The organism is Photobacterium marinum (assembly GCF_000331515.1).
Taxonomy (GTDB): domain Bacteria; phylum Pseudomonadota; class Gammaproteobacteria; order Enterobacterales; family Vibrionaceae; genus Photobacterium; species Photobacterium marinum.
Genome location: NZ_AMZO01000036.1, coordinates 122,099 through 137,279, shown reverse-complemented (window position 1 = coordinate 137,279; position 15,181 = coordinate 122,099). Strand labels below are relative to the sequence as shown.

At 47.4% G+C, this 15,181-nt stretch carries 8 protein-coding genes; 7 read left to right on the top strand and 1 reads right to left on the bottom strand.

Going from position 1 to position 15,181, the window contains the following annotated elements; genetic code table 11:
* Window positions 1-199: 199 nt before the first annotated feature.
* The 3 genes from C942_RS21240 to C942_RS24820 all read left to right on the top strand — a co-directional run bounded on the left by C942_RS21240 (window position 200) and on the right by C942_RS24820 (window position 3,500).
* Entirely contained in the window at window positions 200-1,612 is a 1,413-nt protein-coding gene (locus C942_RS21240) for an MBL fold metallo-hydrolase RNA specificity domain-containing protein (RefSeq protein WP_007470150.1), read from the top strand.
* A 198-nt stretch (window positions 1,613-1,810) separates the two neighbouring features.
* Window positions 1,811-2,977: a nucleotide sugar dehydrogenase gene (locus C942_RS21235; protein WP_007470149.1), complete on the top strand. Its 1,167-nt coding sequence runs from the start codon at window positions 1,811-1,813 to the stop codon at window positions 2,975-2,977.
* A 208-nt stretch (window positions 2,978-3,185) separates the two neighbouring features.
* Window positions 3,186-3,500 carry a hypothetical protein gene (locus C942_RS24820; protein ID WP_007470147.1) on the top strand — a complete coding sequence of 105 codons (315 nt, stop codon included), beginning with the start codon at window positions 3,186-3,188 and terminating at the stop codon, window positions 3,498-3,500.
* A 106-nt stretch (window positions 3,501-3,606) separates the two neighbouring features.
* On the opposite strand, the gene mnmC is transcribed toward C942_RS24820, so the two are convergent.
* Complete coding sequence (gene mnmC / locus C942_RS21225) at window positions 3,607-5,622, bottom strand: bifunctional tRNA (5-methylaminomethyl-2-thiouridine)(34)-methyltransferase MnmD/FAD-dependent 5-carboxymethylaminomethyl-2-thiouridine(34) oxidoreductase MnmC (RefSeq protein ID WP_036801407.1); 2,016 nt, start codon at window positions 5,620-5,622, stop codon at window positions 3,607-3,609.
* A gap of 205 nt (window positions 5,623-5,827) precedes the next feature.
* Between mnmC and fabB the strand changes: the two genes are divergently transcribed.
* From fabB to C942_RS24470, 4 genes are all read left to right on the top strand, one after another.
* Window positions 5,828-7,042 (top strand): beta-ketoacyl-ACP synthase I, encoded by a 1,215-nt coding sequence (gene fabB, locus C942_RS21220; RefSeq protein ID WP_007470143.1) that lies wholly within the window; start codon window positions 5,828-5,830, stop codon window positions 7,040-7,042.
* A gap of 444 nt (window positions 7,043-7,486) precedes the next feature.
* On the top strand, window positions 7,487-8,659 hold the full coding sequence (locus C942_RS21215) for a 4-phosphoerythronate dehydrogenase (RefSeq protein WP_007470141.1): 1,173 nt from the start codon (window positions 7,487-7,489) through the stop codon (window positions 8,657-8,659).
* Complete coding sequence (locus C942_RS21210; protein ID WP_007470139.1) at window positions 8,656-9,669, top strand: aspartate-semialdehyde dehydrogenase; 1,014 nt, start codon at window positions 8,656-8,658, stop codon at window positions 9,667-9,669. The genes C942_RS21215 and C942_RS21210 overlap by 4 nt, the downstream gene beginning before the upstream one ends.
* Window positions 9,670-10,018: 349 nt before the next feature.
* A complete protein-coding gene (locus C942_RS24470) occupies window positions 10,019-15,103 on the top strand; it encodes a FimV/HubP family polar landmark protein (RefSeq protein WP_051035885.1) in 5,085 nt (1,694 codons plus the stop codon).
* Window positions 15,104-15,181: the final 78 nt, after the last annotated feature.

The following is a 15,181-nucleotide window of genomic DNA, read 5'->3' as shown; positions in this document are numbered from 1 at the left end:
ATCCACAAACAACATATAAAAATGACGTCAAAAAATAGCAAAGAGGTCCGAGCAATGGATACGATGGGCCTTGCTTTATTGCTTGATAACGATGTGACACTGCAGAATTTATCGTGATTTTGCTCTAGTTATTAATCGGTTTTACTTATCTGCTGGTTTGGCTCTGTCATCATTATTTCACTGTTGTAGGGTGCAATGGATGTTGAGGGTGCCAGTGGAAGGCGTGAAAATTATTCATCATGGTGCTTGTGTCGGAGTGACAGGATCGTGCCATGAAATAAAGATTGGAAATTACGGAATTTTGGTCGATTGTGGCCTGTTTCAGGGCGAAGAGTCGGGTGGTCCTCTTGATATCGAGTTTCCAATTAACCATATCCAAGCGCTGTTGCTGACTCACTGCCATATTGATCATGTCGGACGATTGCCATGGTTGTTGGCCGCTGGGTTTCGTGGGCCGATTTATGCCACGGAAGCAACGGCGGCCTTGTTGCCGATGATGCTCGAAGACGGGCTGAAAATCCTTCTCGGATTGAATAGATCCCAATGTGAGCGTTTCACAGGGATTGTCAAAAGTCTTGTCAAACCGATACCTTACGACTGCCGGGTTCAGCTTGTGTTACCGGAAGGTGATCGGATGAGTCTCATCTTTCGTCCTGCCGGGCATATTCTTGGCTCAGCTTATATCGAACTCCAACTGCCCGATGGTAAATCAGTCGTATTCTCTGGAGATCTCGGTCCTTCAGGGACGCCGTTACTTGTTGACCCCATTTCGCCTGAATCTGCTGATATTTTAGTTCTGGAAAGTACTTATGGCGACAGGTGTCATAGTGCTATTTCTCAACGTGAAGACCAGTTAGCTGAGATTATAAAGCGGTCACTTACTGACGGTGGGGCGATTTTGATCCCGGCATTTAGTGTCGGACGCACCCAAGAATTGCTGTTTGATCTCGAAAATATCATCACCCGGGCTCTAGCCTCGGGTTTGAATAGTGCTGACCCTTGCTTTAACTGGCAGCAGCTGCCGGTAATTTTAGATTCACCTCTTGCTATTGAAATAACACAGCAATACCAGACATTACAGTGGTTATGGGCCCGGGAAGCCAAATTACGTTTGAATTTAGGGCGTCACCCGCTTTCATTTCAGCAGTGCATTACGATTAATCAGCACTCTGATCATATGGCTTTGGTCAATCGCCTTAAGGCGACAGGGGAACCTGCCATTGTTGTGGCTGCAAGTGGCATGTGCACGGGAGGACGAATTATGAATTATTTGGAGGCCTTGCTACCGGATGCCCGGACAGATGTTATTTTTGCTGGGTATCAGTCGAAAGGAACACCTGGACGTCGTTTGCTGTCTCAGCCTGAGTGCTTAGAAATTAACAGTAAGCCGGTAAAGGTTGCCGCTAAAGTGCATGCTATGTCTGGTTATTCTGCTCATGCTGATCAGGCGGATTTGTTGAAGTTTGTGGCTGGTATTAAGCAGGGACCGGAGCTTATTCGAATTGTTCATGGCGATGTAAAGGCTCAGAGATCTTTAGCAAGGGAATTGTTTAGGGTAAAACCAAGCTGTGAAGTTATTGTTGCTGCAGACGAAATGAATGAACAATTTTGACTGTAACTTATTTATAGATTATCAAGATGAAGTAACTCTGGTTTGAAGGTGCGCAACTCTAAACATACAATTTTGGGGGCATTTCGCTAATAATCTTTTGTATAAGGTACAGGTTTTGCTACTGATTAATAGGGATATTATTCCGGTCAATCGTAACAATGTAATCAGTTACGGATAGCTTATTATTGAGGTGGAGTCATGAAAATCACTGTTGCGGGAACAGGTTATGTTGGCTTGTCCAATGCTGTGCTGTTAGCACAAAATAACGAGGTCGTTGCTCTTGATATCGTTGAAGAAAAAGTCACTTTGATTAATCAACGAGTTTCACCTATTGAAGATAAAGATATCAGTGAGTATTTAAAGGATCACTCATTAAACCTGACTGCAACAATAGAGAAGCAAAAAGCTTATCAGGGGGCAGAGTTTGTTATTATCGCTACGCCAACAGACTATGATTCGATTACTAATTACTTCAATACTTCAACTGTTGAAGCTGTGATAAAGGATGTAATGTCTATTAATCCTGATGCCGTTATGGTGATAAAATCAACAGTGCCTGTTGGTTATACACGTCGTATCAAAGAAGAATTAGGTTGTGAAAACCTTATCTTTTCTCCTGAGTTTCTTCGGGAAGGTCGAGCTCTGTACGATAATCTTTATCCGTCGCGAATTATTGTCGGTGAACGTTCTCATCGAGCTGAAGAGTTCGCAGAGCTATTAGTACAAGGTGCTTGTAAAGAGGATATTTCAGTTCTTTATACTGATTCAACAGAAGCTGAAGCGGTTAAGCTGTTTTCAAATACATACCTAGCGATGCGTGTTGCCTACTTTAATGAGCTGGACTCTTATGCTGAAGTTCAGGGATTGGATTCTCGTCAAATTATTGAGGGTGTTGGCCTGGATCCTCGAATTGGTTCCCACTATAACAATCCGTCTTTTGGCTATGGTGGTTACTGCTTACCGAAAGATACTAAACAACTGCTAGCGAATTACCAGGAAGTGCCAAACAATATTATTGGCGCAATTGTTGAGGCCAATTGTACTCGTAAAGATTTTATTGCAGATTCCATTTTGCATAAGCAACCGAAAGTAGTCGGTGTGTATCGTTTGGTTATGAAAGCTGGTTCCGATAATTTCCGAGCATCAAGTATTCAGGGGATCATGAAAAGGATAAAAGCCAAGGGTGTTGAGGTGGTAGTTTATGAGCCGATACTTAAAGAAGATGACTTTTTAAACTCTAAAGTTATCAGAGATCTGGGCCTATTTAAGCAGATGTCGGATGTGATTGTATCAAACCGTATGTCGCCAGATTTAGAAGATGTTGCAGATAAGGTTTATACCCGTGATCTGTTTGGTTCAGACTAAAAGCTAACAAATTCTTAGATGCAAGAGTTGAGATATAAGAATTGTTATACCAACCTAGCTCTCGCCTCTTTATTATTAGTCTACCCAGAGCAATATTCTCAATTCTAAGAGTCTTCTATCCCTTTTGGATACTTACCTCAAAATCGCCGGATCTCTCCTATACTTACTTCCATATCAATAAGCTCGCTGTGTGTTTTCGGGGAATGATATGGATAAGTCTATAGTTGCACTCATTTGTGCCGGAATGATGAGCACGTCGGTATGCGCTGCCGACGGAACGGCTGCCCAGTCAGGGGCGAGTTCAACACCTTCAACATCACCTGTTACTTCAGTGTCAACGGCAGCCGAAGCTTCGGCAACCGGGACTGCAGCCGGTGTAAATACCGCATTGGCTGCATCAGCCGGAGGATTAACGGCAACAGTGCTTGCTGTTGGTGTAGCAGCTGTCGTAATCGGTGTCGCAGTATCAGATACAGGAGGCGGTGATGATCCGGCTCCCCCGGTGACAGCGCAGGTGGAATAGGTGTCAGAGTTTAAAGTAGCGAGAACAGAGTTTCGAGAAGACAAATTTGTCTCTCTTTATACCTCGTTTCTCGCTACCAATTTCTCGTGACTGATAGCTCGATTTGTTAAAGCTTCTTCCCTTTCAGCAGCTTTCTTACCCACATTCGTCCCGGGTGAAGGGCATCCAGGACATCTAAAGGTAACGGCAGCGGATCACCGCAAATTTCAGATGCCAGCAGCTCACCCAGTAGCGGTGCGGAGCTCAGGCCGCGAGAACCCAGGCCAATCATTGAATAAAGATTCTGGTAGGTTGGTACTTGTTCCGCCTGATCTTGTTTGTCTTTCAGGTCATCGTATTGCTCAAGCAGCGACGTATAATCACAGACATTGCCGACAAATGGCAGGTGATCACGGCTGGCACAGCGTACACCGACGCGAGCCTGATTTGCAGATACATCAACATCCGTAGGCCAGTCGATACCCGGCAGGCAGTTAACCAAGCGCTGTTTATTATCAAGCTGTTCAGCTTCACTTAACGTCAGTTCGGTTTGGCCACGGTTATAGCTGGCACCGATGCAGTGGTTTTGCGTCTCCTGGTTAACCGGGGTTAGATAACCGTCGTAGCAAAGTACGGTTTTCAGCTTTGTCAGTTCGGTATTGGTTGGAATATGGCTCACTTGGCCGCGAACAGAGTAGGCCGGAATTTCTTTGGTTTGGGCAAACTCTGCAAAACGGTGACCATTAGCCACAATGACACTGTTGTGCTGATACTGATTGTTCTGGCTGTCAGTTAGTAACCAACTTGTTTTGTCTGCCAATTGTTCCAGTTGGCAAATATCAGTATCTGTTTTGATTGTCAGCAGACCGCTTTCTTCAGCAAGCTGGAGCAGGACTCGGGTGAGTTCCTGAGGACAGAGCCAGCCTCCTTGCGGATAATTAACACTGCTGTGACCAGAAGGCAGGCCGATGGTTTGCTCTGTTTCTTCAATGTTTAATGCGCGGATAAGCTCTTTTGGGAAGCCTCCGGTCAGCATTTTGCCCAGTTTCTTTTCTGCATTGTCATCCCAGGCTAACTGAGTGACACCGCACCAGTCATGGGCAAACGTCTTTTTCGTTGCCGCTTGCTCAACAAACTGGCGGGCATAAAGGAATGCTGGGGCAAAAAAGCGCGACAGGGAATCGTTGGAGCCGTTCAGCAGCGGATAAACTGCGCCCTGGCGGTTGCCAGATGCACCTTCTGCCAGCTGGTGGTCTGCACAGTAAAGGGTGACATTTACACCGCGACGTGCCAGTGATAACGCAGTGGTCGCCGAGCCGACACCGCCGCCAATGATAGCGACATCCTGTGAACTGTCAGCTGCAGTTCGAGCATACCAGGGTTTGAAGTTAGCTTTGTAACGGCGCTCGGTAACTTTACCAGCCAGCATTTCACGCTTAGTGCCAAAGCCTTTGACTTTGCTCATCTCAAAACCGGCTTCAATCAGGCCGCGGCGGACAAAACCGGCGGCGGTAAAGGTGGCGGTGGAACAACCTTCACGGGCAAGCTTGGCCATGCCATTGAACAAATCCTGGTTCCACATCTCCGGGTTTTTACTTGGGGCGAAGCCGTCTAAGAACCAGGCATCCACGATACCTTCATCATTGGTCCATACTTGAGGCATACATTCTTTAATATCGCCGAACCATAAATCGAGGGTGATCATGCCGTCTTCCAGTACGATGCGGTGACAGTCGGCAACGGCAGGCGGGTAGTGAACGTGCAGTTGCTCTGCCAGTTCTGCCAACTCAGGCCATGACTGGTGGGCCTTGACTAGATCGGCTTTGGTGACCGGGAATTTTTCGAAGCTGATGAAGTGCAGCTCTTTGGTTTTCGCTTCAGGATTAGCTGCGCGGAACGCCTTGAACCATTGCCAGACGGCAAGGAAGTTCAGTCCGGTGCCGAATCCGGTTTCAGCGACGACAAAGCGGCGGCGGTTAAAGGTTTCCCAGCGCTCGGGAAGGCCGTTTTGTTTGAGAAAAACATAACGTGTTTCTTCCAGGCCGTTGGCATTGGAGAAATAAACATCGTCAAAGTCATTGGAAACAGGTGTTCCGGACTCATTCCAGTCAAGAATGGCATTTTCAATGCGCTTGTTGGACAGCTCAGACAAGGGGAAACCTCATTATACGGTGTAACTGGGTGTCGTTAGTGCCTGAATCTGTTCAGTAAAGATACAGAACCAGCAGCAATAACGAACTGAAAAAGTGAAATTGACAGGGATTGTACCTGATTGAAGGGAAAGCTGACCACTTTCTGTAAATAAACCCGTTATTATCTTGGGCGTTAAATGACAGTAGGAATTCATCATGAAACGAGCCGTAATTACAGGCATGGGTATCGTATCCAGCATCGGTAACAACGTTAAGGAAGTGCTGGAATCTTTGAAAGCGGGTAAATCCGGTATTAACTTCTCTGAACAGTTCGCAGAAATGAAGCTGCGAAGCAATGTTTGGGGCGATTTGAAGATGGTCCCGTCCGAACATATCGATCGTAAGAAAATGCGTTTCATGGGCGATGCGGCAGCATTTGCGTATTTGTCTATGGAACAGGCAATTGAAGACGCAGGTCTGACTGAAGATCAGGTTTCTAATGACCGAACTGGCCTGGTGGCGGGTTCCGGTGGTGCATCTTCTCAGAATCAGTGCACAGCAGTAGATACACTGCGTGAGAAAGGCGTGAAGCGAGTTGGTCCTTACATGGTACCTCGTACTATGTCATCAACTGTGTCAGCATGTCTGGCAACACCATTTAAAATTCGTGGTGTGAACTACACCATGAGCTCTGCGTGTGCAACATCAGCACACTGTATCGGTCATGCGCTTGAACTTATTCAGTTGGGCAAGCAGGACGTTGTTTTTGCCGGTGGCGGTGAAGAACTGGACTGGACGCTGACTATGATGTTCGACGCTATGGGCGCGCTATCGACTAAGTACAACGACGATCCAAGCAAGGCTTCACGTACTTATGACGCAGACCGTGACGGTTTCGTGATCTCCGGTGGTGGCGGTATGCTTGTTGTCGAAGAGCTGGAACACGCTCTTGCTCGTGGCGCTAAGATCTACGGTGAGATTGTAGGTTATGGTGCAACGTCGGATGGTTACGATATGGTAGCGCCGTCTGGTGAAGGTGCGGTTCGCTGTATGAAGATGGCGATGCAGGATCTGGATGAGCCGGTTGACTACATCAACACCCACGGTACATCTACTCCGGTCGGTGATGCGAAAGAGCTTCAGGCGATTAAAGAAATTTTTGACGGTAACAGCCCGGCAATCTCTGCAACCAAGGCGATGACTGGTCACGCACTGGGTGCTGCAGGTGTTCACGAGGCGATTTATTCCACGCTGATGCTGGACAACGACTTTATTGCGCCAAGCATTAACATTGAAAACCTGGATCCGGCTGCTGAAGGTCTGGATATCGTTACTGAAACCCGTGAGAAGGAACTGAAGACTGTTATGTCAAACAGCTTTGGCTTCGGTGGTACAAACGCCACACTGGTTATCAAGAAGTACGAAGGTTAGTTAATACCCGAGTAATAAAAGGCGGGGTTTGGGACATGAGAAGGAATTTCTCGGCACTCGACACTTAAACCTCGCCTCTCTCAGTATTTTCCGGGGTGGCACTGGCCAAAGAACCAATCTTGTCCGGCTTTTTGCGAGGTACCGAAAGATTGGTTATTGCGGCCAGTGCCGTTTAAAACAGACGCGGCATTAACTTTTTGTTGAATAGTATTTTCTTTTGCGGGAGCTGTCTATCACGGAAGTTAGTGTTTTTTTATATCCTGGATTTTTTTACCCGGCGCTCAGCCGGGTTTTTTTGTTGCCTTTTTAGTCGTCACTCTAAGCTATTCTCTTTCCTCTACTCCCTTGATTTAACTTGAATCCCCTCACATTCCCCAATACTATTTTGTCAGTTCACTCAGCTAGGCTCTGCTCACAGAACCCGGCCTCTAAAGGAATCCCTTCATGAAAATCCTCATAGACGAAAACATGCCTTACGCCGCTGAACTATTCAGCCAACTCGGCGACGTTATCTCCAAACCCGGACGTACACTGACAGCTGATGATTTAGTTGATATTGACGCTCTTATGATCCGATCGGTCACTAAGGTAAATGCGGTATTACTGGAGAAGGCAAACAAGTTACGTTTTGTTGGCACCGCAACTGCGGGTCAGGATCATGTGGATCAGGCATTGCTGGCGGAGCGAGGGATCACCTTTACGGCGGCACCGGGCTGTAACAAAGTCGGTGTAGCGGAATATGTACTCAGTAGCCTGATGGTACTAGGGCAGCAACAGGGCTTTTCAATCTTTGATAAAACCATTGGTATTGTTGGGGCCGGTAATGTCGGCAGTTATTTGGCGCAGTGTCTGGATGCATTGGGTATCCGTTATTTGCTAAATGATCCTCTGAAAGAGGCAGAAGGTGATGCGCGTCAGTTTCACAATCTGGATACACTGCTGGAACAATGTGATGTGATCACCTTGCACACGCCAATCACCCGTGACGGTGATTATCCGACTTATTATCTTGCCGATGAGGCGTTTATTCAAAAATTAGCGCCGGGAGCGATTTTAATTAACGCAGCTCGTGGCCCAGTCGTGGACAATCTGGCATTGAAAGAAGCACTGCAACGAAGTGAATCCGGTGAAGGAAAAGCATTGACCGCCGTCCTGGACGTGTTTGAGCATGAGCCGCTGGTCGATCCTAAGTTGATGCCCCTGCTGGCATTTGCAACTCCGCACGTTGCCGGTTATGGACTTGAAGGAAAGGCGCGTGGAACGACGATGGTTTTCAATAGTTACTGTCAGTTCCTTGGCCTTGATAAACATATAGAAGCTTCAAGCCTGCTTCCGATTGCTCCTGTGCCTTATGTAAGGTTGAGTCAACAGTGGCAGGAGCCGGATCTGTTTTCGCTTATTCAACTTATTTATGATGTGCGTAAAGATGATGCACTGTTCCGTCGTGAAATGGGACGTACCGTTGGTGATAAAGCCCAAATGGCAACTGCTTTTGATGGGATGAGAAAAAATTACTGGGATCGACGAGAATATAGTGCGATTACAGTAGCCGGGAAGGGCGGTTTTGGGGTAGAGTCGCTGGCTAAATTAGGTTTTACAGTAGAGGAAACTCAATGAGCCAGGAATATGACATTGCAGTACTCGGCGCAACAGGCGCTGTTGGCGAGACTATTGTAGAGGTCCTGGAGGAACGCAATTTTCCTGTTCGCAATCTTCATTTGCTTGCATCTGACCGCAGTGCAGGAAAGACCTTGCGCTTTAAAGGCAAAAGCGTACGCGTAACTGATGTAGAAGAATTTGACTGGGGTCAGGTACAGATTGCTATTTTCTCTGCCGGTGCAGAAGCGTCTGACCGTTGGGCACCGATTGCTGCCGATTACGGTGTGGTTGTTATCGATAACACCTCTCGTTTCCGCTATGAGTATGATGTACCACTGGTTGTGCCGGAAGTTAACCCGCACGCACTGGCGGATTACCGCAACCGCAATATTATTGCTAACCCGAACTGCTCAACTATTCAGATGCTGGTGGCGCTAAAGCCAATCCAGGATGCTTACGGTATTGAGCGAATTAATGTTGCCACTTACCAGTCAGTATCTGGCTCAGGTAAGAAGGGCATTGATGAGCTGGCAGGACAGACTGCGAAGCTGCTGAACGGTTTGCCTGCAGAGCACAATGTTTACGACAAGCAAATTGCCTTCAACTGCCTGCCGCATATCGACGAGTTCATGGATAACGGCTACACCAAAGAAGAAATGAAAATGGTGTGGGAAACACAGAAGATCCTGGGTGACGGCAATATCCGAGTGAACCCGACCTGTGTGCGTGTACCTGTGTTTTACGGTCATGCTGAAGCGGTTCATGTTGAAACTTGCCAGCCAGTTCATGTTGAAGAAGCGATTAACCTGCTTGAAAACGCAGAGGGTATTGAAGTCTTCCACGGCAACGACTATCCGACCCAGGTTGGTGATGCCACCGGTAAAGACCACGTAATGGTTGCCCGTATCCGTGAAGATATCAGCCATCCTTGTGGCCTGAATATGTGGGTAGTGGCTGACAACGTTCGTAAGGGCGCGGCAACTAACAGTGTTCAGATTGCAGAGAAACTGATTGAAGAGTATCTGTAAGTGGTAATAAGTAGCGAGAGGTGAGAAACGGAGAGGCGAGCGCATTTAGCTCTAATGTTCACTCATCACGAGAACCTCGTCTCTCGTTACTTAAAACCAGTTTTTTGATATTCATATCTGAACGACTTGATTTCTGGATATGATCTCCATTGTAAAACCCTATTGACAACCTTGACATACCCGTCAGGTTAGCAACAATCCTCTTTTACTGCTCAAGAGTCTTGATGAGAGGTCGATAGATTCTTTATGCTAAGCACCATTAATCGATCTCGTTCCAACAGTTCGGTGCCCGAAACGAATTACTTATCTCTGTCAGAGAGGATAACAGGCAGTGCCTGACCTATCGAATATGATCAAACGAATTTTATTGCCGGCAATTATCGCAAGTGCAGCCTTCCATATGCCGGCTCAGGCGAATGCAGTTCGCATTATTGGCCCTTCAGCGGTTGAAGCGCCGACTACTGTTGTGGAGCGTACTCCGGCGAGGGCAAATACCCAGAGCGTTCCTCAGAATACCGTACCTGCAACAAGCAGTTCAGCTGTCGACCCCTCATTTCTTTATGGTCCGACTAAGCCGAGTGAAACCTTGTGGTCGATTGCATCGCGTAGCATGCCAGACGGTGGTGGTATTTCTGTATACCAGATCATCGGTGCTATTCACCGCGCTAACCCGGATGCGTTTGAGAATAACAATATCCACGGTTTGATCCCAGGGAGTACTCTTGTCATGCCTACCCTGGGGCAAGCACTTCAGGAAGATGTTGATAGCGTTAAACGTCGTCTGGAGACCGACAAGCAGCAGCCTCGCCAGCGTACAAATCGGAGCTCAGCACCGGTTCCGAAACCAAAGCCAACACCTGCTACGGTAGCGCCGGAACCTGTTGTTGTTTCGTCACCTCAGCCTGAACCTGAGTCGGTTCAAGAAACTGTTGTTAAAAACTCACCAAGGGTGACATCGACCCCGGCTAAGGCTGGAGCAACAGACAGAGGTGCGATTCCTCCAAAACCATCTGCACTTCAGCAACAGCTGGATACATCAGATGTTGAAATGACCAAACTGCTGGAAAGTAACCACCTGTTGCGCGTTCGTCTTTCTGAAATGCAACATGAAGTGGCAGCTCTGAGAGAGCAGGTTAGTAGTGATGATATTCTGCGAGAGCAGATCAAAGATTTTATTGACCAGCAAAAGGCTCAGATACCTGAAGCTGTTGAGCCTGAATCATCATGGGTTGATAACCTGATTGCCAGCCCGTTGGCTCTTGCTGCCGTAGCATTTATCCCAGGCGCACTGATTGCAGGTGTGCTGGCGTTCTTCATGATGAGACGTAAGAACGAAGACGATGAGGTTAAATCTCTTGATGCGCCGGAAGCACAAGAGCCTGCGATGGTTCCGCCTCCGGGTGATGATAAAGGTCCTGACAGTAACGATGATTTGGATGACCTTTTCGGTGCTGATGAAGATGTTCTGTTTAATGATCCTGAAACCAGTCTGTTCTCTGCCGAAGGGGATGCATCTGCTGCGAAGGCGTCGGATTCATTGGATATGTTGGACCTTTCAGCGAACAGTAATGATGAGTTCGAAATTGATAGCGGCCTGACTCCAAGCAGTATTTCCGTCAAGAGTGACGAAGAGGCGATCGGCCTTGAAGACATGGAACGCGCACTTGACGAAATGGAGCAGTCTTCAGAACAGAGCTCAGATGAAGCGCTGGCTTCTATGTGGGAACAGTCGTTGCAGAATGACTCTGATGAAGACGATAACTTCGATCTTGCTGATAACGGCTCAATGGACAAGCTTGATGATGACCTGGTTTCGGATCAGGGCATTGAAGAGGGGTTGTTGGATCAGTCGATTCTTGATGACTTGCTGTCTGAAGTGGACGTTAGTAAGGCGCCGGAAAAAGAGGAAGAACCATCAGAGCAGATTATTAACCAAGATGATTTGGATTCATTATTTGCAACCATTGGTGAGAGTGAACCTGAGGACATCAGTGCGACTCAGGTCACAGATGTTGACGAACCCGTTGTAGATAAGGCTGAAGAGGTTGCTCAGCAGGCTGCTGTTGATCAGGCTCTTGCGGATGCTGATGCTATCTTCGCAGCTGAAGAAAATGCGCTTCCGGAAGAAGAACTGGATTCTCTTTTTGCTGAAAACAATGCTCAACTACAGAATGAGCTGATTGACGAAACACAGCTCGCTGGTGATGAAAGCGTTTTCGATGAATCTAATGCAGAACTGCTAGATGAGCTACTGGAAGAAAATCAGCCCGCTGATGATGAAAGCGTGTTTGATGAAACCAGTACAGAACTGCTGGATGAGCTACTGGAAGAAAATCAGCCTGCTACTGATGACATAGTAATTGATGAAACCAGCACAGAGCTGTTGGATGAGCTGCTTGAAGAAAATCAGCCTGCTGATGATGACATCGTAATTGATGAAACCAGTACAGAGCTGCTGGATGAGCTGCTTGAAGAAAATCAGCCTGCTGATGACGACATTGTAATTGATGAAACCAGCACAGAGCTGTTGGATGAGTTGCTTGAAGAAAACCAGCCTGTTGATGATGAAATCGTAATTGATGAAACCAGCACAGAACTGCTGGATGAACTTCTGGATAGCGATGACTCAGATAAGTCTTTATTTGATAATGATATATCAATTGACGAAAACAGCACTGCGTTACTTGATGAGCTTGTAGATGGGCTTGATAGTGACACTGGTGATGCTCAGGATATCGCTGAGGCGTTTGATGAGCTGAACATCAAAGAGCCTGCTACTGATGCTACTGATGCTACTGATGCTACTGATGTCGTTATTGATGAAACCAGCACAGATTTACTGGATGACATTCTTGAACATCACAGTGTTCAGCCAGATGTGGCGGCAGCTGACAGCGAAGGTGACGCAGAGCTGTTGGCTGATGCGGAATTTGATATTCCGTCTGAAGAGCCGGAACTGAATGACGTGTCAGCTCAGTTGGAAACAAGTGAGCTGGATGAACATAATGATCTGTTCTCTGATCCTGAATTTGAATCTGAGCCTGCTGTTGCTGAACCTGTGTCGCGACAATCGGAAGACTCTTCATCGGATTTAGCTGATGAAGAACCTGAAGATGCTGATTTTCCGGAAGCGGGAAGCAGTGCATTTGATGCAATTTTAAATGATGCGTTGAATGAGCAAGTAGCTCAGGATGTTGCAGAGCCAGAGCCAGAGCCAGAGCCAGAGCCAGAGCCAGAGCCAGAGCCAGAGCCAGAGCCAGAGCCAGAGCCAGAGCCAGAAGCTGAGAGAACCGATTTTGCTGAAGAGCTGTCAGCTTTCACTGCTGAAACTGTTGAAACTGTTGAAGAGCCTGATGTTGGTGATGACAGTGTAGATGCGATAGATGAAGCTCGTGACAGTGTCGATGAGATTAATGCTCTGCTTGATGGTATTGATGAGATACCGGCAGTTGATTCAGTTGCAGAACAGCAGCAGGTTGATGACGTTCAAAATATTGAACAAAGTGTCGATGAGTTGCTTGAAAGCCTGGATATTCAGGAAAAGCAGGAAGAGCTTTTAGCAGAAGAACCCGTACAGGATGAAGCGGCATCAGAAGATTTAAATGAGCTTCTAGGGAATACTGGACCTGCCGAAGCCGAAGCCGAAGCCGAAGCCGAAGCCGAAGCCGAAGCCGAAGCCGAAGCCGAAATTACTTCAGAACTACCCGAGCCTTTTGAAGGCGACCTGGAGGAGGGGCTGTTGTCAGCTATTGCTGATGATGAGTTCCCGACATTTGATGAAGAGGTGGCGCTGGCCGAGTCTGAGCCAGATGAGCCTTCGGCAGTATTTGAGCAGGCATCATTAGATGCAAGTGAAATTGATCCGCTGAATCTTGATGATTTGCCTGAGTTTGATGAAGAAGCGGCCTTCAATGATCCTGAAGCAGAAGAGCTTGAGAATGAGTTTACAGCCATTTCTGACGATGATGAGCAGGCTGCACTTGACCAGATCGTTAAACAGCTGCAGCAAGCGGCAGAAGCTGCTCCGGCGGATGTTCATTCAGTTGCTGAGCCGCAGCAGGAAGAGCTAGCACGTCAGACAGATGAAGTTACACCGCTTGAAAATGTTGCTTCGCAAGAGGCTGTTGCGGCGGAATCTGCAGAGGACAAGCCTGTTTCGATTCATGGCGAACAGCACATTGAATTTGAGACATTGGATCCCAATTCACTGCCAGAATTCAGTGAAGACGAAGCGTTGCAGGCATCGTTTGATGAGCAGCATGAGCTTGAGCAATATGAGCTGGAACACGGGCTGAAGGATAACCGTCAGTCTGCTCCTGCTCCGGCACAATCTCAGGTACACGTTGAAGAGCCGGAAAACATCTTTGATGATGAGCTGGTGGACACTGCTGGCTTGGATATGGCAGCACTGCTAAGTGAGCCGGATGCAGAGCCAGAGTCGGTGCTGGGTGATGCTATTGCTGATGAAAAGCCGTCTGCTTTTGATGTTCAGAATCCGGTATCGACAGAACCGGAAGTAGTCTCTGCTCCGGCAGAAGAAAATTTGCCGACTGACAGTTCCGAAGCTGTATTTGATAATGTTGAAACTGTACCGGATTTCACTGAATCAAACTTGGTCAGTGAAGATGAGCGATCAGAGCCGACCCAGCCATTCGCTCAGGATTCTGAAAGCGATGTTGTCGAGTCTCCGGAGACAATGGTTGATGATAACGCTGTTGTTTCGGGTACCGGACTTGAGGAGGCCGGAGAGGTTATTGTCGAGCCTGAAGTGCTTGATGAAGAACAGGTTGCCGATAATACATATACTGGACATTCAAGCTTTAATTTTGAACCGGCTGACTGGGCGTTGCATGATGAACTGGATGCAGAGCGTGAGCAGTTGCTTTCCAGCTCATTTGCTGAGGACAGTCTTGCTACGGCTGAGTTAGAAATGTCGGAAGAAGATTCCGAAATATGGGCTGCATCGAGTCCGGAGCCTGAAATTGCTACAGAAGACTGGGCTGAACAGCCTCAGATGCAGCTTGAAGATGTTGATGCTTTTGATACGGAATCGTTGTTGGCTGAACTGGATGAGCAGGGTAATTTCTCGGCGCAGCCTGACAGTGAGTTGGTTGATAAGCAAATATCACCGACGGACTACATCAGCATAGATGAGCTGTTAAAGGAAATGGATGCAGATGAGCTGGCAGAAGAGGAAGATAAACCGCTGAATCTGGAAGTTGGCTTGGATGAGTTCCCAGATGTGTTATCTGATGTATCTGCCTTTGATGTTGACAGTCAGGGGGAATATGCCAGCAAGTTAGATCTGGCTAAAGCTTACCTTGAGATGAATGACAGAGAAGGTGCACAGGATTTGCTGGAAGACATTGCTAAGAACGGCGATGCACAGAGCCAGCGACAGGCACAGGATCTGCTGCAGAAGATTAGGCGTTAAGAAAAATATCGCTGTCACAATCAACACGACCCTCGAAACGTTATAAGTTCGAGGGTCGTTTTTTACGTCCTCGCAACT

Coding starts and splice junctions, on each gene's coding strand:
- C942_RS24820 (WP_007470147.1), top strand. CDS start 3,186: ATGGATAAGTCTATAGTTGCACTCATTTGTGCCGGAATGATGAGCACG.
- fabB (WP_007470143.1), top strand. CDS start 5,828: ATGAAACGAGCCGTAATTACAGGCATGGGTATCGTATCCAGCATCGGT.
- C942_RS21235 (WP_007470149.1), top strand. CDS start 1,811: ATGAAAATCACTGTTGCGGGAACAGGTTATGTTGGCTTGTCCAATGCT.
- C942_RS21240 (WP_007470150.1), top strand. CDS start 200: ATGTTGAGGGTGCCAGTGGAAGGCGTGAAAATTATTCATCATGGTGCT.
- C942_RS21210 (WP_007470139.1), top strand. CDS start 8,656: ATGAGCCAGGAATATGACATTGCAGTACTCGGCGCAACAGGCGCTGTT.
- C942_RS21215 (WP_007470141.1), top strand. CDS start 7,487: ATGAAAATCCTCATAGACGAAAACATGCCTTACGCCGCTGAACTATTC.
- C942_RS24470 (WP_051035885.1), top strand. CDS start 10,019: ATGATCAAACGAATTTTATTGCCGGCAATTATCGCAAGTGCAGCCTTC.